The following is a 20,921-nucleotide window of genomic DNA, read 5'->3' on the forward strand; positions in this document are numbered from 1 at the left end:
TTTAGTCCTCAAAATCATTAATTTCAAGGATTTCTTCAGTTTCTACAAAATCCAAACATTGTTGAAAAGCACCTTTTTTACGAGCTTTTTTAAAATCTACCGCAGCACCTATGTGCTCTAGTTGAGCTTTTTGAAATTCTTTTTTTTGTTGATTCTTTTCATCATTTTTAAGTTGAGAAATAATTGCGCGTTTTTGTCGTGACTTTTTGTCTTTTGAAAAAAAACCGTGATCTCGCCAATAAGTGCCAGAGGCACTCGCTAGAATGCGAGCTATTTTGGTGCAATCATTGATTTTAGCGGCTTCAAACAATTTTAAATCTCGGCCATTTTTTCGATCACTTTGACCTTTAATCGCACGTAACATCAGCTCTTGCAACTCTCTTAAGCAAGAATTACGATCTTCGTCATTCGCAATCGATGCAGGGTTCGCAATGAACTTTTTACCTTCTGAATTCACACTAACCCACTTAGCAAGTTCCTCAAAAGTGCCAATCAAAGAAAGTTCTTTTAAAATGCTTTCGCGTTTCGCAAGTGAAACAGAATGTTTTTTTAATAACTTTATGTTAAAATCTTCCTTAACCTCAGGGTTAAGGAGATGAACAGGGCCGGCAAAACTCATGTCTTCTCCTACAATTATTGTGATTTTATATTTTATAATCACAATAATTGTAACTTTAACTATATTAATTCCTCTTTAAAGAAGTGAAATTGCAGAAAACTATTGCAAAACTTTTTGATGTTCATCAAAATACTGTTACTAACTGGAAAAAAGAAAAGAAAAAAGGCTTGTTATTATTAATAAAGTATTTTTCTAAAGAGGAACTTGAAGAGTTTATTCAAACGGACAAGATTACTAGACTAGAAAACCTTGAGCAAAACAATTTTTTTATACAGTTTTATCTTGAGTTCATTTCTAAGTGGATTTATTCTCTTGATAACCTTTTTTCTTTATTTTTAATACTTACAAATATTATAGATAATAAGCCATATAGCTATGAAACTGAGCCTGTAAAAAATAAAATATTTTTTGAAGCAGTTTCAAATGTAAAAGATAAAAAATTTCTTTTGGAACTAGCCAATTTAGATAATTATCTCTGTGACTTTATAATTCAATTGCATTTGCAAGGCTATTCTTTAGCTTCAAAAAACAATACTACATTAAATTATATTTCTACACTTTACCAAGCATGGAGAAAAGGCTATAAGGCTCAAGACATACAAATTATTGTCGATGAAACTTATTTTGAATACTATGGTATCGAGGGATCAACAAATAATTATTTTGGAATATTGAATCCAGATTACCTTAACACAATACAAAATAAAATTAAAGAATATTTTTTAAACTCATAAAACGTCTAAAGCCATGATACGTCAGTTTTTTAGATAGTTTTTCATTGATCAAAATAGTTATTGAAGCTATAGATAATCCTTTATTACGTAAAGTAAGGTAGTGTTCAAGATTCTGTGTCAACATCGGATAATTCCTAAAATTGTATCATAAGTTTAAAGCGTCATCAAGCCGTCCCTCAAAGTGAATGGCTAATTGAGAGATTGTTAAGCTCCAGTTTCTAATTGGCATAGTCCATTTTTGCTGGGCATTTTGAATCCCCATATAAAGTAGTTTTAGCAGGCTATCATCATTGGGAAAAGCACCTTTGGTTTTCGTTAGAGTTCTAAACTGGCGGTGGACTGATTCGATGATATTAGTTGTGTAAATAACTCTACGTATATCTTCTGGATATTGGAAGTAGACAGATAAATTATCCCATTTATTTCTCCAAGATTGAAAGACGATAGGGTATTTTTTACCCCATTTTTCTTCCAACTTATCAAGCTCAAATTCTGCTTCTTCTTTGGTAAAAGCTTGATAGACGGCTTTGAGTTCTTTAGCAAATTGTTTTTGATAAGCAGAGCCCACATATTTGAGACTGTTGCGTATTTGGTGAACTACACAGAGTTGCACCTCCGTATCTGGAAAGACTGAGTTTATCGCTTCTGGAAAGCCTTTAAGCCCATCTACCGAAGCAATGAGGATATCTTTAACGCCACGGTTTTGCAAATCGGTAAGCACCTGTAGCCAGAATTTGGCGCCTTCACTTTCATTGAGGTAAAGTCCCAAGACTTCTTTCTTGCCATCCACTCGAACACCAAGCACTGTATAAAATGCTTTTGAGATGTAGCGACCATCCTCTTTTACTTTGTAGTGAATGGCATCTAAGAATATAAATGGATACACAGCTTCTAAGGGTCTTGTTTTCCACTCTTGAAGCATTGGTATTATCTTGTCGGTTACGGCGCTTATAGTGGCTTTAGAGAAGCCTACGCAGTAAAAATCCTCTATGTGTTTGGCTATTTGGGAATAGCTATTGCCAAGTGCGAAGAGAGAAAGAATCTTCTCTTCGATTTCACTCGTCATGCTGGTCTGGTTTTTCTTTACGATTTCAGGTTCAAAGCTACCGTTACGGTCTCTTGGAACATCAAGTTCAAAGGCACCATGATCGCTTTTCATAGTCTTTGAACTATAGCCATTTTTTCGATTTCTATTGAGGTCTTGGGAGAGGTGCGAATCTATCTCAGCTGCTAGCGCGGCTTCGGTTAGCTGTTTGATGAGTGATCCTAAGGCTCCATTTGAGCCACCAATACTCTTGCCGGCTTTAATATCTTGAGCAAATTGCTCTACGTCTATTTCTATCTTCATATCTGTGTCCTTGGGTATTTGTTATTTTACCCGATTGACACAGAATTCTGAACGGTCCCATAAATGCCTCTTTGAACTTGTTACCGCTCCACCGGTTTATTTTTATGTTTTTGACTTTTTATTTCTCCCTCATTCAACCAGTGTTGTTCAATAACTTGGTTTTGGTTTTCTTGATGATCTTGTTGTTTCACAGGTGCTAATTCCGATTTTTTATGATCTATTACAGCCTGAGTATCATTGATTTTTGTATCAACATTCGTTGTATCTTTAATAGAATCAGCATAAGTTGAAAAAGCATCTTGGGTATATCTTGTACTCTCAAGTTTATTTAGTTCAGCACGTAGAGCTACTTTACCAGATTCACCACCACCTGCATTATCTGCAACATTTTGAAGATATTTTGTTGCAATATCTTCAGCAACAGTAGCTGAATTTTGTTTAACGTAGGTCTCCTTTTTGGTTGCAGTATCTGAAACTTGTTGAGCGTGTTTATATGAATCACTCGCAGATTGCGTTGATGCAAATGAATCATTTATTTTGGAAGTAAAGTCTTGTTTGAGTGTAGCGTCAAGTTTAGATGAATTGGATACCATTGCAGTCGCTTCAGTCGCATAGTTTTTTGAAAACTTTTCTGCAAATGATTTTTCAAGAGCTTCTTGTTTTGATTTTGTTGTTTGATCAATGTCTGAACCCTCACGAGCGATACTCGCGCTGGACTGAATGCTTACTCCAGTTGTTTTGGCAAAGATCCCACCAAGTGCACTTTTAGATGAATCAACATTAACACCAGCGCCAATGGTGTTTTTAACAGCTACTTGTTCTATTTGTTTCGCATCAGTTGACGAGATCTCCTTATTTGCAACCATCTCATCCAAGGACTTACTTAATGCTCTTTTTTCAGCCTCTTGCTTTGTCGTAATTGCATCCTTACCTTCTGCTTTTGATGCAGCTGTTATAGCATCCGTAGCAACTTGATGTTGACTTTGGGTTGCATTCTGAACGTTATGCTCGGCTGTTTCTAAATCATTTTTTGCTTGAGCAGCTTCTTTCGATGCGGAGGCAATTACTTGAGACTGAAGTTGACCAGTAGTACCAGATCCCAATTTAGTACCAGTAACATCTTTCCCATTATACTTGGCAGAATTCCCACCAGTAGTATCAATTTGCGTTGTCTCTTTGCCATTGATTGATGTTGTCGTCTCAAGTGTTCCTGTGCTATCCACTTTCTTACTGGTATTCATTCCATTAAGATTATCTCTTGATGTTGAACCATCAGGATTCCATCGATCAAGATCACCTGTTCTCGCATTATGGTGTTGCGTGCCACTTGAATCCGATTTATCCATACCATGATCAAAATGCCCTTTAGCCATATTCGCAGACGTTCCCATACCAACCGAGAGTTGACCAACCGCACCACTAAAAGAAGCAGCCAGTTTATTCCCTCCCATATAAACTAAACTAGCAGCAATCCCATAACTTGCAAATCCCATATAGCCTAAAAATGCAAGTGCCTTTTGATTTTCTTCATCAAACGTAGGTTGCGACCAAAGGGTCATTTGATCTCCTGCCCCTAAGTCTGAAAAGAAGATATTTGGTAATGATTCTGACATTTTATCTATCGTCATGAAGTTGATTAAAGCCAGGATAAATGACCAAACGATCAGTGTGACTTGGAATCCTACTACTGATCCAAGATAAGGCGCTGGAGAGGCAGTCATAATGCTAAGAATAGCTAATACCCATATCAATCCTAGTGCAATTCCTTGCATCATTCCCCTCATAGAAGGAATCCACTCTTTTGCCATAACTCCTAAAACCATAAATTTACTTCTTTGTTCCCGATCAGCCATAGTTGTACCATACGCCAAAATATTGGGATCAATACCGCTTGCAATGGCACTATTGATAATAGACTCATTCGTAAGATTCATAATGGTGCGTTGTTCAATCTGAGCCGAAGCGTCTTTGGTACTATTGAACATTAATTGCCCAAAGTTTTCTGCGGCTAAACAGATATCATCTGTCGATGCTTCAGAAGCAGCAGATCCACTGGCTTTTGCTTGAAGTTTTTTAGCCGTGCTACCACAATTAATATTACCCCATAGCGCAGCGCTAGAGACCTCATAGCACGTTTTAAGGGTTCCGTTAGGGTTTGAGGCTGAATAGACGTTTGTGAGCCTTGCATTGGGGCTTAAAATGTACGAAGCTAGATCCCTGCTCTTATAGATACCGTCTACACTTTTTGTTCCATCCGCTAAATCATAGATAATGCAGTTCTCATAAAACTCCATGAAAGTGTTGTAGGTGTATGGATCACCTTTTGTTTTTGAGATATGATCATAAAATGTGAAGCCAAATCCTAAGCCCATTCGAGAGAAAGAGTAAGTCATGGCGTTAGCGTCCATCATAGAGCTTTCCATCATACCAATGCCGGCTCTCTCAAAATTCGTAGCGTAGGTCATGAGCATTTTCACACCAATCGGTGCATAACATTCATTGTCACCACTAACTGGACGGCACTTTTGCCATGATGCGGCAGAAAGCTCATTGGCTGATAAGATATAGACATGGTGTGCATCATCTCTTTCAACACTTAAAAATCCATAGACAGTTATTTGTGATACGATGATAAAAAAGAGCATTTTAATGGCAGCCGCTCCTGGTTGGAAACCTACTCCCTTTGCGTACTCTCTTATGAAAACAATGAGCATACCAATAAGTCCAGCGTATTTGATGATGGCAGCTAATGTATCGATATTGAGTAAAAAATATAAAAATGAGAGAATAGAGGCAATATTTCTTCCATTGCCCCAGGTCCAAATGATATCAGAGTTATCTGCACCAAATAACACACTGTATGATAGTATCGTTGAGATAAAAAGTATTTTTTTCATCACGATACCCTAAAAAAGCTGCTTAAAAATTGCGATAAAGTCGTATTTATAGGCTAATCCCAAAAAATTATATGCCGTTATTGCAGTTATTGACACAATAAACGTATACGCCATAAAAGCATGTTTTAATTGCTCATTTCCTGATGTCTCAATAATGAGAATTTGAATATCTTTGACTGCTTGAACGGCAGTTTTAATTTGCTTGATTTTGATTTTAAACCAATTTCTTGCACGAGTAACACGGTTTTTAATCGCAGTTACGGGATTGGGGAAATGAAACGTATAAGCTTCACCTTTATATTTACTCTTTGCCCATTGATATGTTTCTGCAACCAACGCAAAGATGAAATTCATTAGCAACAACATTGCTATAAATAAACCTAATGTGACATAGAAACCTAAATAACTCTCAGCACTTGGTAGTGCAAACTCTCTCATGAAATCCATTGGTAACTCCTTTATTTTTTCAGAAATTTCTTTCCGTTAACACTATTCGTTTTTTTTTGAGAGAGATTTGAGATCTCTCCCAACTTTTTACAATTTATAAATCACCTGATCATCAAAATTGATGCCAAAATCATGTGTGGAAGCCTCTTCATATACGAGTGCCTTTTCTTGCAAAACATTACGATCTTGAATCAATGAGTCTTTCTTTGTGATGGCATGAAATGTCAAATAGATTTCATCGTTTCTATCTTCAAAGTAGTACACAAAGAAAAATTTTGGAAATTGCTTCTGTAACTGAATGCAAAAGACTTCGGCATCGCTCCAAGTCTCACGCGTAAAATCAAGAAGCTTTTGAGTGAGAATCTCCACCTTTTCATCTTCTGATCGATTTGACGCTTGCAATGCTTTATATTTTTCGGACTCTATTGGCTTAATAGCACCATGTTTTTGTAGGTTTTCCTCTGAGAAAATCCCTTCAAATAATTTTTCTTCCATAACAACTCCTTGAGTGAAATTTTTGATAACAAGACTATTCGTTTTATTTTGGGTCGCTTTTTGGACACAGTTCTGGATAGAAGATGCAAAAGCCATAAACAAGGCGTCTAATCTCTTCTTTTGAGATGTAAAATTCTTTTTTGAGCCACTGGTATGTGACGTACAAAATGATTTTTTTGAGCAGTCGTTTCTCAAGCTCTCTTGGTAATTCATTGATGACATTGGATTCAATGGTACGCAGTGCCTTTTGGATGCGGCGTATCTCTTTGCGGTGTATTGCTTTAGTGCTAAGAACAATGGCCCTTTTGGTTGTTGAACTAGCATTAAAATAACATTTTTTGATAATGTAAAAATCAATGTAGTAAATGCTTATTTTGTTTGAAATTGGGAACAAGCTACTTTGATTTTCAAGACGTTTGATCAGTTCTTTTTTGATAATACCTCGGACAATTTTTTCAATACGATTATTTTTGCTGCCATTATCTTCTGCATTTTCAAAATCAAATGGGACGATCTCTTCTTGTGTTATTTCCATGGTTTTTCCTTGTGGGTCGTAGCCCTTTAACGTAATACCCCTAAACTAGTGATATTTGCGCTCTTTATGTTGTCGCCCTTTAACGTAATACTCGCTAACCAGTCGCCTAAAAAGCAGGTCGTAACCTTCTTTATATTATCGTTCTACGATAATCAGTAAACTAGTGACCTTATTTTTAGGTACTGTTTGGCAGAAACTATGGAGAGTAAAGACGCGTAGTCATAAAAACTCCTTGTAATTTTGGTGTATATGACTATTCGTTTTATTTTGGAGGTATTTTTAAAAAATGAGGGGAATTTACTTTTCAAGAGTGATTTTTTTACGCTCTAAAACCGCCATTCGACTAAATCTGAATTTGAAAGTGATGGTGATTGAGGAAATGAAAACGGTGATGTTTTAGTGAAGGATTGATCGGCGGTTTATTCCTAGAGCAAGAGTCGTCTGAATTGGATAGTTTGTATGCGGCGTTACATGACTCGCCCCTTGAAAGGCAAAGATTAGCCTCCATGAATGACTCTTAAATCTAAATATCTTATACACTTATTGGGAGTTGACTGTAAAATTACGAGAGACCATAAGGTATAGCATAAGAAATGTATCGTATTAGCAGATAGATTGGGGCGATTATACCCCGATCTCTTTCATGGCAACCTTTTGTAAAAAAGCTGAACGGGTAAGATGCAAAGGAGCAATAAAATCATCAATCTTTTTAACTAAACGCTCTGGCATAGAAATGTTAATACGAAGGCTTTTATCTGCTTCATTAGGCTCAGCGATACTTTCTTTACTCTCAAGCATAACCATTACTAAAGCTTTAAATGCTTCTTGGGCAGATTGTAATGCCTCATCAGCACTTTCACCATCACCCATAACGCCTTTGAAGTCTTTATAGTAAGCAAACCATCCACCACCATCTTCTGGTTTAACTTTTTTAACAATAATCTCATAATCCAAGTTTGTATAATAATCAAGGTTCTTTTTCATTTTATTTCTCCTAATATCTCTAAAACATGTTTGACGTAAATAGCTTTAATGGGCTTATGATAAGGGATAACAATATGTTCACAAAACTCTTTACGAAATACATAATGACTACCACCACTATTCTGACAGGTGTAGCCATAACCTTCTAAAAGCTTCTTGATATCCTCAAATGGAATATCTTTTGGGTTGTTTTTCATCGCTTGCAAAAGCTTATCTTTTTTACTCATCCATGCCCTCTCAATACACAATCTTACACAACATTTATTTAAAAGAAATTAAAAAAATCTTTTATGAAAAATTTCACATACCGTAAAGCCTTGCGTTTGCATTCTCCAACGCCTTATCCAACTCCTGATTGGAATACTTCAAATAGATCAAAGTGCTCTTAATACTCTTATGACCAAGGGCATTGCTAACTAAAACGATATTAGCGCCTGAATCTAAAAGGTGAATGGCACGAGAGTGACGCAACGTATGTGGATGAGCTCGTTCTCTTTCTATATTTGCTTGAGTGGCATATTTGATAAACGCATAATTGTAAGTTGTTCGATCACGATTTTTGAGGATAAAGCCATCTTTGGTGGCATTACGAGAGAGTTGCTCTTGCAATATCAATGATTTTAGTCTATCGCTGATTTTAATGAGACGAAAACTATTTTTCTTGCGCTGCTTGAGGTTGATAACTTTCAATCGATTGGTCTCTAAATTGAGATCACCAAAAGTGAGCTTGAGTGCTTCAGAAATACGGCTTGCTGTTTCATAACATACAAGCCATGCTAAGCGATAGGATGAATCGCTAATGTATAACAAAGTATTTAGTTCTGCAACTGAGAGGTATTTGATGTCATCTTCGGCATCATCTTGCTGAATAGGTACAATCTCTTGTTTGCCTCTTTTGATAGGCAACGTCTCAATAATTTCTGCTTCGATAAGTTCGTGTGTCATAGTTTGCTCCAAAACAAATAGATTTAATACTATTCGTTTTGAAAACAACACTATTTACAGTAAATACTAATACGATGACGGCATAATATATCCACCATTTACAAAACGGCAACCATACCCTTTTGGAAACATCTCATCACGTTTAATCCAATGTTCATTTCCATAGTTTTGCACTGGAAAATAAATTTTAATTAGGGAATCTTTCACTTCAAGTATTGGTCCGCAATTACTATCCATTCCACTTTTTAAAGATTTTCTAAATGATTCAACATTTTTTTTACGTTCATCACTAGCTTTTTGTTCAGCTTTTGCTTGTGCTAGTTGTTCTTCTTGTCTCTTTTTATTCTCTTCTGCAAGTTTTTTTTGCTCAGCTTTTTGTTTTTCAATCAATTGATCGCGATTTTTAATGGCAGTAGGTATAAAGTTTTCCTTATCTTTTGATGTGTAATCAGCTATAAATTTATCGTAATCTGCAATAGTTCTAGCATTATAGAAAGAACGCTCATATAAAGCTTGCTCGAAATTTGTTTTTTCATTTTCAATGGCATTGAATAAATCAGTTTGTACTACAGCCTCATTAATCAAATTTTCGTCTATATATCTATGTGATCCGGATGCTAAACCAAAAGTTACTGCCGCAGCTATAATATTTTTTCCAATAGACTTCGCAACGCTTGCACTTGTTAATTGGCTAGAGCAAGGGCTATACTGGTCTACTGTTGGTTTGAGCATATAGCTACATTCATAAGTATCTCCCAAGCGATGGAAGTTTGTAGTTTTGTAATAAGGAATAACTTCGGCATATGATTGATTAACTCTCAAAATTTCTTGATTTTCATTTTGTCTTTTATCCATAGCTGTATCTCGTATTTCAACAATGGACCATCCTCTATCGTTTTTTTCAATTAACGCATAGTAGAACCCACTTTGACTTTTATAAGAACTTTTTGATATTGGCTTTTCAGGTTTTTTAGTAGTTTCATTAACAGAAGGTTGCTCAGAAGTAGCTTGAGGTACAGTTATATTTTGCTGATTGGAAGATTGTGCACATCCAGATAAAAGGATAGAACTTAGAAGGATACAAAAGCTATATTTTAAATTCATTATTGCTCTCCAAGTGTTAAAATTATTAAATATATATTACATTGTGAAACTTTAATTGGTAGTTAATAATCATTTTCCTTTTACGAAAATTTCCACATTTTATCTAAATGTTGAAAATTGAGTAACAGAACTAATGTTTGATGGACAAATATATAATCTAACGAAGTGGAGTTTCAAATGGTTTTCAACAAAATGGGCTATTTTGTTGAATATTCTTAAAAACTCAAGAAAACTTTGGCATAATTAGAAAAATAATCTATTTCGGAGCTACTTTGGACATAACTGCTGTTGATCTCTTCTGTGGTGCTGGCGGTTTGACACATGGGCTTATTCAAGCTGGCATCAATGTAAAGCTTGGTGTTGATATTGATCAAAATTGTAAATACCCTTATGAAACTAATAATAATGCCAAGTTTATAGGTTGCTCAGTCGAAGATATTACCGGAAAAGATCTTGCAAAATATTTCGATACATCTAGTATACGACTATTGGCAGGGTGTGCTCCTTGTCAAACATTTTCAACCTACAATCAAAAAGCGAATTCTACAGATAAGCGTTGGTGGCTACTAATGCAGTTTTCCCGCTTAGTAAAAGAATCATCTCCAGATATCGTAACTATGGAAAATGTTCCTGGGCTTTTAAGTCAAGATATTTTTCACACTTTTGTTAATAACTTGAAAATGGCAGGCTATTTCGTCGATTATAAAGTGGTCAATTCAGCAGAGTATGGTTTACCACAAAGACGGCGCAGACTCGTTTTATTAGCGTCCCAAAAGGGACCAATTGAGCTTCTTTCACCAAAGGCATTAGATGTGGAAATCCATACCGTTAGAGATGCTATTGCACATCTACCTAGTTTAAAGGATGGTGAAATGCATCCAGACGATCCTCTACATCAATGCTCATCTCTATCTTTGTTAAATCGTAAGCGAATGAATGCTTCACTCCCTGGTGGGACATGGCGTGATTGGGATGAAGAACTAATTGCTGATTGTCACAAAAAAACCTCTGGTAAAACCTATCCGGGTGTTTATGCTCGTATGGAATGGGATAAACCAGCTCCTACTATAACTACCCAATACTATGGATTTGGTAATGGTCGATTTGGACATCCTGAGCAAAACAGAGCAATTTCATTACGAGAAGGTGCCATTTTTCAAGGGTTTCCTAGAGATTATCAATTTATACGCCATGGAGAATCAATAAATAAGAGAATAATTGGTCGTATGATTGGTAATGCCGTGCCTGTCAAATTGGGTGAAGTAATAGGTAAAAGTATATTGTCACATTTAAAAAACAATTGTGCATAAAAAAATCTAAATCCACACTATTAGGAAAGAACATATGGAAAATCAGATTAATGCAGCACCTGCAAAAATATTCTTCGTTGAGATGTTAACAAGAGATATTGATCTTGATGATGCAATACTAGATTTACTAGATAATTCTTTAGATGGGTTACTAAGATCAACGCTTGCATCAACAGATCAGTATAAAAAGCATAAAGTCGAAATATTTATTGATGCAAATCATTTTATGATACAAGATACATGTGGAGGAATCCCAACAAAAGTTGCACAAGACTATGCATTTAGAATGGGGCGTCCAGTTGGAGATCTAGATAATAATATTCCTACCATTGGTATGTATGGTATTGGTATGAAAAGATCTGTTTTTAAAATGGGTACGGATATCAAAATTTTAAGTCGTAATGATGAACGATGTTTTAAGGTCGAAATTACTAAGAAATGGCTTGAAGACGATAATCTATGGATTCTTGATATGCTTGACTGCAATCAAGAAATGCCTAACGAATTTGATAAAGGAACTAGGATTATTGTTACTGACCTATATCCAGGTATAGCGACTTTATATTCTCCAGACAGTGATTTTCTTGGACGATTAATGGAAAAAATATCAATACATTATGCCTTTGTTTTAAAGCATGGATTTAATATTTTTGTAAATACAACAGCAATTAAAGGTAAAGAAATTAGTCTATTAATTGATAACAATCCAGCACAATTTTTAGAAAAAAATATAATTGCACCGTATATTTACAAAGAGGAGAACGACGGACTAGAAATTACAATAGTGTGCGGCTTAGTCGATGCACCACCTTCACCAGAAGAAGAGTCAATAAGTGCTGAGACAGGGAAAGTTGATAGAGTAGATGCTGGCTGGACGATTATTTGTAATGATAGAGTTGTATTATATGCTGATAGGAGTAGGTTAACTGGATGGGGAGATGGATTACCCCAATTTCATTATCAATTTAATACATTAGTTGGCGTTGTAAGCTTTAGAAGCAATACAGCAAATAAGCTTCCTGTTACAACAACAAAACGAGGTGTTGATGCTTCATCTGATGTATATTTACGAATAAGAAGGAAAATGATTGAAGGAATGAGATTATTTGTTGATTATACTAATAAATGGAAAAATAAGCGAGATATAGAGCGAAAAAGCATATTACCAAAAGCTAAAAGTGAAACACTTGAAAGCGTTATGATCTCCAAACAATTTGATAGTATTATGTCAACCACAAAAGATGGATATGGAGGTAAATTTTTCAAACCTAAACTACCAGAGCCTTCAACAGAAGATGATGGAATGAGAACAATAAAATTTTCAAAACACAAAGATGAAATAAAGCAAATTGCATCTGATTATTTTGAAATTGCAGAATTAACAGCATCTCAGGTTGGTGAAAAATGTTTTGATGAAATTTATGCCCGTATAAATGGATAAGTAAAATGTCTGGAGGAAATTTACCCTATCATTTGAGAGTTAAAAAAGAAATAGAGCGCCGTTTATTTGTAGAACAACTGAGACTAATTTCAAAAATCCATGATTTTGAAGAATATGCTTATATAGGTATGGCTGGTCCTTTTTCTGAAGATTTTAAAATAATGTATGATAGATTCAACTTCAAACATTTCTTTTCATATGAAACAGAAGAATCCGTTTATAAAAGGCAATCATTTAATATTCCATTTACACACATAAATTATATTAATAACAAAATTTCTACAGTACTAGATCAATACCCACAAATAGAAATAAAGGATAGCACATCTGTTATTGAAGCTTCTAAAGCAGTCCTTTGGTTAGATTATACGGGCTTCGATTATCAGTTATTAAATGATTTTGAGCGAGCTATTACGACGCTAGAAAGTGGCAGTGTTATAAAAATAACTCTACTTGCACATGTTTCAAAATTCTATTCATCAGCAACAGAGCCAATGACAATAGTTCGTGAGAATAGAGTAAGAAAGATTAATGAGGTATTGGGTGAAAATTATTTTTTAGCAGATGTTTTTACTCAAGAAAAAATGACTGAAAAAGACTTTCCTCTTACTATCTTTGAGTTATTAAAAAAAATATCTTATTCAGCATTGCGAGGGGGGAAAACAAAATTTCTACCTATTTCATCTTATATTTATCAAGATGGTATGACAATGATTACTTTTACTGGAATGATAATCAATCAAGACCAAGAAGATACATTTTTGCAAAAAACAGGCTTGAAAGAATGGATATATGGGCTACAAGCCTCTCCTCTTCCTTTAAAAATTGAAGTACCCTTCCTATCATTAAAAGAAAAGTTAAACTTAGATGCTTGTTTACCAAATAATCCTAGTAACTTGGATTATTTTGAAGGTTTAGAATTTCAGTCATATGAAAAATTCCATCGATTTTATCCTACTTATGCAAAGATTTTTTAAAAATCTTCAAATATAGCCTTTTGATATACAAAGGAGCTAATCTTTTTTTGAAATAGCTCCAATGGAACTACAAAAAATTTATTTGCACACGTATTCTTTTTCGTTTATATCCAAGATAGATCAAACATATTTATTTGCAGAATACTTTCAAGGTATTAAATGGCATTCGCCTAATGACACGCATCCGATAGTGTGTTAAATTCTTGTACTATATTCCTAAATCAGATATCGATTAAAAGGTATTATTTGGCATTCGCCAAGGTATTAAATAGCATTCGTTTTAGTGATTTTAGAGCTGAAGAAAGAAAAAAACGCTCGAACCGGGCAATCCGAGCGTTCATCTTAAAATTGGTAGGTTATTCACAAAAAGGAGGTAGTGTCTTACACGTAAAAGTATAGAAGAATAGGTTAAATGCTTTCGTAACCTTTTGTTAATCAAAAGCCAACAAGTTCAAAAATAACGATTGAACCAACTTTTAAGCCAAAAACTCTTTGAATATTTTCCAATAAAACATGAAAGAATCCCGATCATGACTAAAAACCAACATAACACTGTACCTTTCCATGACGTATCGATCACACTGACAAGCAATGCTGCAATCAAGAGAAAAATACCATAGGCATATTTGGTAATGCTCATGAGGATTTATTTTTCCTCTCATGGAGTAGTTTTCCCAATGCCAAGAAGCCTGCAAATATCAGTAAAATCATTAGAATGTTTTCTAACGTCATTTCTTTTCTCCTCTAATCTCCATAGCTTTATCCTTCCATGTCTGCTTGCCAACGTTTTTTAACTGCTAGGCTAATTTTTTCTTTATAGGATAATCGTTGATTTTTAATACGATTTTTTCTCACATCGTTTCCTAGTTTTGTAAGAAATAATGTCGCCATCAGACCTAAAATACTTAGTATTAATGCGATAGTTGGACCATCAATTTTCATTGCTTTGCCTTATCTTCAGTGACATCGTGCGTTGATGTTACTGATTTTTGCATTTGCATCAAAGTTTCAAATTCTTTAAGCGTTTCGTCTAAAAGACGTCTTTCGTTTTGATCATCGATATGATATACCTCATACTTAAATTCAGGATGCAATATTTGATAGCTACGGCGTGCGATCTCCTTTGCTAAAAAGCGATTTAGTGCTATTTTATAGCGCTTATTGAATGATCTCATCATAAACGTATAGATAACAAGTGCTGCAAGAATCGCAAAAATAAACAATAGTGTTGATAAAGAAACATCTATCATAGCTTTACCTTTCCTTCTGTAGTATCTTGCACTGGCGATACATACTCAAGAAGTTTTTCGTATCGCTCAATTGGTATCATGACAGCCATAAGCGTATCATCTTTCATAATGCCAATTTTTTCAAGCTTTTGAGAGGTTAAGGCATCAAGATACTGATCTATATTATTTGCAATGCTATCAACGCATTTAATCTCAGCCAGCGTAAAAGGGATCTGGACTTGTGTGGTATTGTCACTTTGTTCTTGATTGGAATAATTTTGAAGCGCTTGTTTTGCCTGTTTTCGATCAATATACCATATCGCTATTTTTAGGTTCATAGCCGTAATGAGTATGAGAACTCCAGCTAAAACAGTGAGTTGGATTGGTGACATGTAAAAACTCCTTTTTGAGACTATTCGGTTTGAATAGAGCTCTTCATTTGATTTAGATAAATGAAGTTAAGAAGTTTTTGGAAGTTTGTTTTTGAAAGATAAAAAGCATTCTACTACTTTGGTTAAAAAAATCAAGAGATTTTGAGAAAAATAGCGTAATTTTATGAAACGAATGCCATTTAATACCTTTTAATTGGTACGTGATTTTATAATATAGTGTCAGAATTTGACACAGTATCGGTTATGTGTCATTATTCAAAGATATGCAAATGCCATTTAATACTTATGAAATATCCTTGTGCTACTTATCTAGAGATGCTTCTATTAAAAATTCTATCACAATGTTTCGTACAGAGTTTTTATTTTAACAAAATTAAACTTTTACAAAAAAATATTTTGTAAAAGTTCTAAAGTTGTATAAGTAATTTATATCCATATTTTAGGAATATTTATATAGTAATTGAGGGGATTGTATATTTGACAATTCGGCAGATATTGCCTATAATTATATTATAAAAAACGGCAGATATTGCCGAAAAGTAAGAAAAGGAGTTTTTGATGACACAGACACAAATGGTAAAGCTTCTTGGTGTCTCTGATAGAACTTTAAGAAGCTGGAAAACAAATCGAAATAGCCTTTATACATTACTTGATCGATTGGATTTTAATCAATCAGAAGAGTTACTTTCTCAAAAAGACAATATGCATGTTAAAAAACTTTTAGAAAATCAAGAGTATTTTCAAGAGTATAGATCGTTTGAAAAAGAGCTCTTTAAGTTTTTGGTTTCAAAATTTGACACGAATATACTCAAAAAAATGGCAAAAGACACTGCACTTTCAAAAGAAGCACGAGCAAGAAGTGCATACTTGTATACTTTTTTAACAAAAAAACCTCTCAAACTAAGCTTTTCATTGAATAAAAAAGTAGGTCTATACCATGGAAGAAAGCAAGAATCTGGAGATGGCTTGGCTGATTATTATGGACTTTTAAGCGGTGTGGATGCCAATAGATTTAATCAATACAAAACAAAAGGGAACAATTGATGAATACTTCACTCGAAGATGCCGTAAGAGAAATGATGCAAAAAATTAGTAAGAATATACGGGGAGCAAGTAAAAAAATGCCCGTCAATGTGTATATAACGGGAGGAATTGCGATTCATTTTCATACTGCCGCTAGAGTGTCAAAAGATTTGGATGCAATTATTGATCAAAACATCAATATTCCCAGTAAATTAACGGTACTTTGGCAAAATGAGAACGGTGAATTTGAAGAACTGGCCTATGATTATAACTACAGCCCAACGCTTGGACTTATGCATGAAGATTATGATAGAAGGGCCATATTCAAGTTTAGTATCGATGATAAGCTTAATGTTTATATTTTAGATCCAGTAGATTTAATTATTTCAAAATTATCACGATTTGGAGAGCAAGACCAAGAAGATATCCAAAGAATTATACAAAACGACCTTGTTAATAAAAGTCAACTTGAAGAATTAGCTAATGACGCTATCACAATAGCAAGTGCAGGTAGACCCGAAACCTTTAAACTGCATCTTGCGTTGACACTTGAAATGTTTGATGAAATACCCAGGGATGTTCAGTAAATCACTTTATATCGCTCAATATAGTCTCTCTCCTTGCACAATCTTAAACGAAGTGCTTAGGCTTTTAAAAGAATTTTTTGTCTAGAACGGCTCTTCGTCTGACACTTAGTATTGAACATTTGTTACTTGGAAGAGTTGAATATGGTATAATCAAAACAAGACTATAAGATTTACATGATCATACTAGAAAATTATTAATGTACTTTTTAATGTACCTTATTTTAAAAATATATATTTAAGTACTAAAAAATAGGCATGTTAGAGACCAGCATTCGAGCCACTCTTTTTTAATATTTTCCTCAAAATTTCTTTTCACTCACACAAATCTTTGCTATAATCGGAAGAAATAATCACAAAGAAGCACCGTGAAATTGATTCATTTTTCGGACACACATTTAGGCTTTAACGATTTAGACACTGTAAATGCGCTAGGCATCAACCAACGAGAGGCTGATTTTTACGATGCTTTCTCACAGGTCATCGAGCAAATCAAAATCCTAAAACCTGACTACATTATCCACACGGGTGATCTCTTTCACCGCCCATCCCCTAGTAACCGAGCCATCACCTTTGCCCTTGAGCAATTCAAACTCATCGAAGCACTGAATATCCCGTTTATCATGATAGCGGGCAATCACTCCACGCCTCGAACCAACCTAAGCTCTCCAATTTTAAAAATATTTGAAAACTTCAAAAACGTTTATGTCTCATACAATCAAGAGTACAAAAAAATAGAGTTTGACGACGTGGTTTTTCACACCTTACCGCATATGCACGATGAGAGCAAAGCACTTTCCCAAATCGAACTGTGCGAAGCAAATCTCGATGCAACCAAACGCAACATTATGATGCTTCACTGCTCTGTAGGTGCGCACTATCTCATGGCTGAGTTTGGTGAATGGGTTTATCCGCATGATAAAGAGAGCCTTTTTTCTAAGATGGATTATGTCGCCCTTGGGCATTGGCATGGATTTGGAAAAGTCGGCAAACACGAAAATGTTTACTATGCAGGTTCCACCGAACGCACCAGTTTAAATGACAAACGCAACTCTAAAGGCTTTGCGCTTGTCACACTGGATGAGTCTTTACATGTAAACTACCATGAGATAACTATACGCCCCATCAAAACCTACGAGATTGATTGTGAAGACTACGAGCAATCAGTTGAGGCTTTACATGTAAACGATATAAAAGACGCCCTCGTCGAAGTGAAACTGACCCATCTCACCCCTTTGCAGTCCATCGACATCCAAACCCGTGACATCAAAAATCTTTTTGGCGAAGCTTTACATGTAAGCATCAAACGAGAGTTCAAACAAACCAACGGTGAAGCCACACTAAATGACATCGAAGCACTCTCTTTGGAAACGTATTTTTTAGAACACATCAAAGAAGAGAGTCAGCCTGAAGAGTTTGAGCGGCTCAAAGGCAAAATCCAAGGCTTGTTTAGTGCCTACGAAGAGGTGAGCGATGATACTCTCTAAGCTTCACCTTGAAAACTTCAAACGCTACACCTCTTTTGATATCGAGTTTGGCGAAGGGCTTATCGGCATCATCGGTAAAAATGGCAGTGGCAAATCGACTCTTTTTGAAGCGATACTTTTCGCGCTTTATGGCGAGCTTCGAAACAAAAAATTTAAAGAAGTCATACGAAATGCCAGTGCAAGTGATAAAGATGCCGTTTTAGTTGAGCTTGATTTTGAGTTTGAAGGCATGGCGTACAAAGTCATGCGTGAGTTTCGAGGCAAAGCCCTCAGTGCCAATGCCAAGCTTTATAAAAACGGCGAGCTTACCACCAGTGGCGCGCGAGAAGTCACCGTGGCTATCACGAAGCTAACGAAGATGAGTAAAGAGGCATTTTTGCATACACTTTTTGCTTCTCAAAAGGAACTGACAAGTCTTAGCACACTTAAAAATGAAGATCGAAAAAAGATGATACGAAAACTTCTTGGGCTTGAGAAGATTGATTTTGTGGAAAATGAACTCATTGAAAAAAGCAGGGAACTCAAACGTGACATCGCAGCAAGTGCAGAATTTCTTTTAGGCGAAGAAGAGCTCAAAAGTAAAACAGTGTTGATAAAAGAGACAACCGCCATAAAACAAGCGTTTGAAAAAGAGGTCAAAACCAAATCCACGGAACTAGAAACCACCAAAAAACAAGAGTTACATGTAAAGCAAGAACTCGAACTTTTTGTCAAAACGAAAGAGCAGAAACAAAAGTTCATCGGCGAACTTTCCCTCATCAAAAACGACATTAACGCAAACATAGCTACTCAAACCAAACTTACCACAGAGCTTAAAGCCTTAGAAACGAAAGTCAAAGAACTTAAAAGTTTAAGCACCGTTAAAAAAGAGTACGAATCTTTGTCAACAAAGCTAAAAGAGCAAGAAACTCTTAAAAATATTCAGATAAAAAAAGAGGGTTTGGAAAAAGAGCAAACCCAGTTGCGTGCCCAGTACACCAAAGCCAAAGCAGACATCGCAACTTTGGAAGAGCAAACCAAACCCTATGAAACACTCTTGGGGCAAAAAAAAGAAAATGAAGCTTTACATGTAAAGATAAAAACCGAACTTGCGAACAAGCAAACAGAGCAAAAACAACTCCAAAATGAATTCTCAGCTGAACAGCGAGTCGTCTTAGACACACAACAAAAAATTGCCAAGATACAAAGCTTAGGTCGAGAATCAAACTGCCCTACCTGTACCAGACAACTACTTGATGAATACGACAATGTCATCGCCTCCCTAAACGACATCGTGCAAAAAACGCAAAGTCAAAAGATAGACAAAACCAAAGCAAAACTTGAACTCTTAAACAAACAGATAGGAGAGCTTGAACTTCAAAAAGAGCAAACCCAAAAAGCCTTACATGTAAATGAGACAGCGCTAAGTTTGATAGCAAGCAAGCAAAAAGATTTGGCAAGTGCCAAAGAGCATTTTACGAAGGTCAGTGAACAAGGCAAACGCAACAAAGAAGAACTTGACAAACTCGCACAACACGCTTACGATGAAGCCTTACATGTAAGCCTACAAAAAAGCTTTTTGGAGTTAAAACCAAAGTACGAAGCCGTCCTAAGCCTTGAAACTGAACTCAAACGAGAGCAGGGCGTGAGAGAGGATTTGGCACTTACATGTAAGAGTGCAGAAGCTTTACATGTAAAAGAAAAAGAGAAAGAAATGGAAGTTACCAAAACACTGTACGATGAGCCAAAACACACCGCAAAAAAAAGCGAATACGACGAACTTCAAAAGCAAAAAGAGAAACAATACAGCGTTATTTCGGAGATAAAAGAAAAAATAGCCAAGAATGAGGGCGAGATAAAAACCTTGCAAAACGCTCTTGAAAATAACGACATACAACTTAAAAAAGTACAGAGTAAAAAAGACGATTTGCAAGACTATGAGAAAATCAAACTAAGCCTTAGTGAGTTTAAAACAAAACTCAACTCAAAAATAGCCCCACGCATCTCCCAAATCGCTTCCCAAATGTACGCCACCATCACCAAAGGCAAATACCAATACATCGAAGTGAACAACGACTTTGACTTTTTCATCTACGACGAGGGCAAATGCTACCCCATAGAACGCTTCAGCGGCGGCGAAATAGACCTTGCCAACTTAGTGCTTCGCATCGCCATCTCCAAAACACTGAGTGAACTGAACGGTGCAAGCAGTGTGGGATTTTTAGCCTTCGATGAAGTCTTCGGAAGCCAAGATGAAAACAGAAGAATGGAAATCTTAGAAGCGTTTCATACCATAAAAGAACAGTACAGACAGATATTTTTGATAAGTCACGAGATGGAGATAAAAGAGATGTTTGAGAGAGTTGTGGAGTTGTAAGAAACAAAAAAAGG

Annotated in this window: 22 protein-coding genes; 8 read left to right on the forward strand and 14 right to left on the reverse strand. The window is 35.5% G+C overall.

Translation table 11 applies throughout. The features are described 5' to 3' along the window. Position 1: 1 nt before the first annotated feature. On the reverse strand, positions 2 to 619 hold the full coding sequence (locus tag SMUL_RS02060) for a hypothetical protein (protein WP_025343606.1): 618 nt from the start codon (positions 617 to 619) through the stop codon (positions 2 to 4). An 89-nt stretch (positions 620 to 708) separates the two neighbouring features. Here SMUL_RS02060 and SMUL_RS02065 point away from each other — a divergent pair, with 89 nt between their 5' ends. Continuing rightward, positions 709 to 1,353 (forward strand): hypothetical protein, encoded by a 645-nt coding sequence (locus SMUL_RS02065; protein ID WP_025343607.1) that lies wholly within the window; start codon positions 709 to 711, stop codon positions 1,351 to 1,353. Between the two features lie 145 nt (positions 1,354 to 1,498). Here the strand turns inward: SMUL_RS02065 and SMUL_RS02070 are convergent, their stop codons facing one another. From SMUL_RS02070 to SMUL_RS02110, 9 genes are all read right to left on the reverse strand, one after another. After that, the gene (locus SMUL_RS02070) at positions 1,499 to 2,701 is read right to left on the reverse strand and encodes an IS256 family transposase (RefSeq protein WP_025343245.1); all 1,203 of its coding nucleotides are present in this window, start codon (positions 2,699 to 2,701) and stop codon (positions 1,499 to 1,501) included. A gap of 80 nt (positions 2,702 to 2,781) precedes the next feature. Continuing rightward, a complete protein-coding gene (locus tag SMUL_RS02075; RefSeq protein WP_025343608.1) occupies positions 2,782 to 5,598 on the reverse strand; it encodes a conjugal transfer protein TraG N-terminal domain-containing protein in 2,817 nt (938 codons plus the stop codon). Positions 5,599 to 5,607: 9 nt separating this feature from the next. Then, on the reverse strand, positions 5,608 to 6,045 hold the full coding sequence (locus SMUL_RS17215) for a hypothetical protein (RefSeq protein WP_025343609.1): 438 nt from the start codon (positions 6,043 to 6,045) through the stop codon (positions 5,608 to 5,610). Positions 6,046 to 6,132: 87 nt separating this feature from the next. After that, on the reverse strand, positions 6,133 to 6,540 hold the full coding sequence (locus tag SMUL_RS02085; protein ID WP_025343610.1) for a hypothetical protein: 408 nt from the start codon (positions 6,538 to 6,540) through the stop codon (positions 6,133 to 6,135). 43 nt (positions 6,541 to 6,583) lie between these two features. Next, positions 6,584 to 7,075, reverse strand: a complete 492-nt coding sequence (locus SMUL_RS02090) for a hypothetical protein (protein ID WP_025343611.1) — start codon at positions 7,073 to 7,075, stop codon at positions 6,584 to 6,586. A 624-nt stretch (positions 7,076 to 7,699) separates the two neighbouring features. Next, positions 7,700 to 8,059 carry a type II toxin-antitoxin system HicB family antitoxin gene (locus tag SMUL_RS02095; protein WP_025343612.1) on the reverse strand — a complete coding sequence of 120 codons (360 nt, stop codon included), beginning with the start codon at positions 8,057 to 8,059 and terminating at the stop codon, positions 7,700 to 7,702. After that, a complete protein-coding gene (locus tag SMUL_RS02100) occupies positions 8,056 to 8,286 on the reverse strand; it encodes a type II toxin-antitoxin system HicA family toxin (RefSeq protein WP_025343613.1) in 231 nt (76 codons plus the stop codon). Before SMUL_RS02100 ends, SMUL_RS02095 begins: the two co-directional genes overlap by 4 nt. 73 nt (positions 8,287 to 8,359) lie before the next feature. Next, a complete protein-coding gene (locus SMUL_RS02105; protein WP_025343614.1) occupies positions 8,360 to 9,004 on the reverse strand; it encodes a tyrosine-type recombinase/integrase in 645 nt (214 codons plus the stop codon). A gap of 66 nt (positions 9,005 to 9,070) precedes the next feature. After that, positions 9,071 to 10,108, reverse strand: a complete 1,038-nt coding sequence (locus SMUL_RS02110; RefSeq protein ID WP_025343615.1) for a hypothetical protein — start codon at positions 10,106 to 10,108, stop codon at positions 9,071 to 9,073. A 272-nt stretch (positions 10,109 to 10,380) separates the two neighbouring features. On the opposite strand from SMUL_RS02110, the gene SMUL_RS02115 reads away from it, so the two are divergent. From SMUL_RS02115 to SMUL_RS02125, 3 genes are read left to right on the forward strand one after another with little or no spacing between them, the layout of a single operon-like run. Next, positions 10,381 to 11,418: a DNA cytosine methyltransferase gene (locus SMUL_RS02115; RefSeq protein WP_025343616.1), complete on the forward strand. Its 1,038-nt coding sequence runs from the start codon at positions 10,381 to 10,383 to the stop codon at positions 11,416 to 11,418. Between the two features lie 34 nt (positions 11,419 to 11,452). Beyond that, on the forward strand, positions 11,453 to 12,859 hold the full coding sequence (locus SMUL_RS02120) for an ATP-binding protein (RefSeq protein WP_025343617.1): 1,407 nt from the start codon (positions 11,453 to 11,455) through the stop codon (positions 12,857 to 12,859). Between the two features lie 5 nt (positions 12,860 to 12,864). Further along, complete coding sequence (locus tag SMUL_RS02125) at positions 12,865 to 13,836, forward strand: O-methyltransferase (RefSeq protein WP_025343618.1); 972 nt, start codon at positions 12,865 to 12,867, stop codon at positions 13,834 to 13,836. 451 nt (positions 13,837 to 14,287) lie between these two features. Here the strand turns inward: SMUL_RS02125 and SMUL_RS02130 are convergent, their stop codons facing one another. The 4 genes from SMUL_RS02130 to SMUL_RS02145 form a co-directional block, all read right to left on the reverse strand. Then, positions 14,288 to 14,476 carry a hypothetical protein gene (locus SMUL_RS02130; protein WP_025343619.1) on the reverse strand — a complete coding sequence of 63 codons (189 nt, stop codon included), beginning with the start codon at positions 14,474 to 14,476 and terminating at the stop codon, positions 14,288 to 14,290. Between the two features lie 119 nt (positions 14,477 to 14,595). Continuing rightward, the gene (locus tag SMUL_RS02135; RefSeq protein WP_025343620.1) at positions 14,596 to 14,778 is read right to left on the reverse strand and encodes a hypothetical protein; all 183 of its coding nucleotides are present in this window, start codon (positions 14,776 to 14,778) and stop codon (positions 14,596 to 14,598) included. Then, positions 14,775 to 15,086: a hypothetical protein gene (locus SMUL_RS02140; protein ID WP_025343621.1), complete on the reverse strand. Its 312-nt coding sequence runs from the start codon at positions 15,084 to 15,086 to the stop codon at positions 14,775 to 14,777. Before SMUL_RS02140 ends, SMUL_RS02135 begins: the two co-directional genes overlap by 4 nt. After that, on the reverse strand, positions 15,083 to 15,457 hold the full coding sequence (locus tag SMUL_RS02145; RefSeq protein ID WP_025343622.1) for a hypothetical protein: 375 nt from the start codon (positions 15,455 to 15,457) through the stop codon (positions 15,083 to 15,085). The genes SMUL_RS02140 and SMUL_RS02145 overlap by 4 nt, the downstream gene beginning before the upstream one ends. Before the next feature lie 558 nt (positions 15,458 to 16,015). Between SMUL_RS02145 and SMUL_RS02150 the strand changes: the two genes are divergently transcribed. The 4 genes from SMUL_RS02150 to SMUL_RS02165 all read left to right on the forward strand — a co-directional run bounded on the left by SMUL_RS02150 (position 16,016) and on the right by SMUL_RS02165 (position 20,907). Then, positions 16,016 to 16,501, forward strand: a complete 486-nt coding sequence (locus SMUL_RS02150; protein WP_025343623.1) for a hypothetical protein — start codon at positions 16,016 to 16,018, stop codon at positions 16,499 to 16,501. Then, positions 16,501 to 17,067 carry a DUF6036 family nucleotidyltransferase gene (locus SMUL_RS02155; protein ID WP_025343624.1) on the forward strand — a complete coding sequence of 189 codons (567 nt, stop codon included), beginning with the start codon at positions 16,501 to 16,503 and terminating at the stop codon, positions 17,065 to 17,067. Before SMUL_RS02150 ends, SMUL_RS02155 begins: the two co-directional genes overlap by 1 nt. A gap of 365 nt (positions 17,068 to 17,432) precedes the next feature. Then, the gene (locus SMUL_RS02160) at positions 17,433 to 18,551 is read left to right on the forward strand and encodes a metallophosphoesterase family protein (protein ID WP_025343625.1); all 1,119 of its coding nucleotides are present in this window, start codon (positions 17,433 to 17,435) and stop codon (positions 18,549 to 18,551) included. Beyond that, complete coding sequence (locus SMUL_RS02165) at positions 18,538 to 20,907, forward strand: AAA family ATPase (RefSeq protein WP_025343626.1); 2,370 nt, start codon at positions 18,538 to 18,540, stop codon at positions 20,905 to 20,907. Before SMUL_RS02160 ends, SMUL_RS02165 begins: the two co-directional genes overlap by 14 nt. The last annotated feature ends 14 nt before the right edge of the window (positions 20,908 to 20,921 follow it).

This window comes from Sulfurospirillum multivorans DSM 12446, assembly GCF_000568815.1.
Taxonomy (GTDB): Bacteria; Campylobacterota; Campylobacteria; order Campylobacterales; family Sulfurospirillaceae; genus Sulfurospirillum; species Sulfurospirillum multivorans.

Bases quoted from the DNA above. Each gene is read 5' to 3' on its own strand.
- SMUL_RS02060 (WP_025343606.1), bottom strand. From the start codon at position 619: ATGAGTTTTGCCGGCCCTGTTCATCTCCTTAACCCTGAGGTTAAGGAA.
- SMUL_RS02070 (WP_025343245.1), bottom strand. From the start codon at position 2,701: ATGAAGATAGAAATAGACGTAGAGCAATTTGCTCAAGATATTAAAGCC.
- SMUL_RS02075 (WP_025343608.1), bottom strand. From the start codon at position 5,598: ATGAAAAAAATACTTTTTATCTCAACGATACTATCATACAGTGTGTTA.
- SMUL_RS17215 (WP_025343609.1), bottom strand. From the start codon at position 6,045: ATGGATTTCATGAGAGAGTTTGCACTACCAAGTGCTGAGAGTTATTTA.
- SMUL_RS02085 (WP_025343610.1), bottom strand. From the start codon at position 6,540: ATGGAAGAAAAATTATTTGAAGGGATTTTCTCAGAGGAAAACCTACAA.
- SMUL_RS02090 (WP_025343611.1), bottom strand. From the start codon at position 7,075: ATGGAAATAACACAAGAAGAGATCGTCCCATTTGATTTTGAAAATGCA.
- SMUL_RS02095 (WP_025343612.1), bottom strand. From the start codon at position 8,059: ATGAAAAAGAACCTTGATTATTATACAAACTTGGATTATGAGATTATT.
- SMUL_RS02100 (WP_025343613.1), bottom strand. From the start codon at position 8,286: ATGAGTAAAAAAGATAAGCTTTTGCAAGCGATGAAAAACAACCCAAAA.
- SMUL_RS02105 (WP_025343614.1), bottom strand. From the start codon at position 9,004: ATGACACACGAACTTATCGAAGCAGAAATTATTGAGACGTTGCCTATC.
- SMUL_RS02110 (WP_025343615.1), bottom strand. From the start codon at position 10,108: ATGAATTTAAAATATAGCTTTTGTATCCTTCTAAGTTCTATCCTTTTA.
- SMUL_RS02120 (WP_025343617.1), top strand. From the start codon at position 11,453: ATGGAAAATCAGATTAATGCAGCACCTGCAAAAATATTCTTCGTTGAG.
- SMUL_RS02125 (WP_025343618.1), top strand. From the start codon at position 12,865: ATGTCTGGAGGAAATTTACCCTATCATTTGAGAGTTAAAAAAGAAATA.
- SMUL_RS02130 (WP_025343619.1), bottom strand. From the start codon at position 14,476: ATGAGCATTACCAAATATGCCTATGGTATTTTTCTCTTGATTGCAGCA.
- SMUL_RS02135 (WP_025343620.1), bottom strand. From the start codon at position 14,778: ATGAAAATTGATGGTCCAACTATCGCATTAATACTAAGTATTTTAGGT.
- SMUL_RS02140 (WP_025343621.1), bottom strand. From the start codon at position 15,086: ATGATAGATGTTTCTTTATCAACACTATTGTTTATTTTTGCGATTCTT.
- SMUL_RS02145 (WP_025343622.1), bottom strand. From the start codon at position 15,457: ATGTCACCAATCCAACTCACTGTTTTAGCTGGAGTTCTCATACTCATT.
- SMUL_RS02150 (WP_025343623.1), top strand. From the start codon at position 16,016: ATGACACAGACACAAATGGTAAAGCTTCTTGGTGTCTCTGATAGAACT.
- SMUL_RS02155 (WP_025343624.1), top strand. From the start codon at position 16,501: ATGAATACTTCACTCGAAGATGCCGTAAGAGAAATGATGCAAAAAATT.
- SMUL_RS02165 (WP_025343626.1), top strand. From the start codon at position 18,538: ATGATACTCTCTAAGCTTCACCTTGAAAACTTCAAACGCTACACCTCT.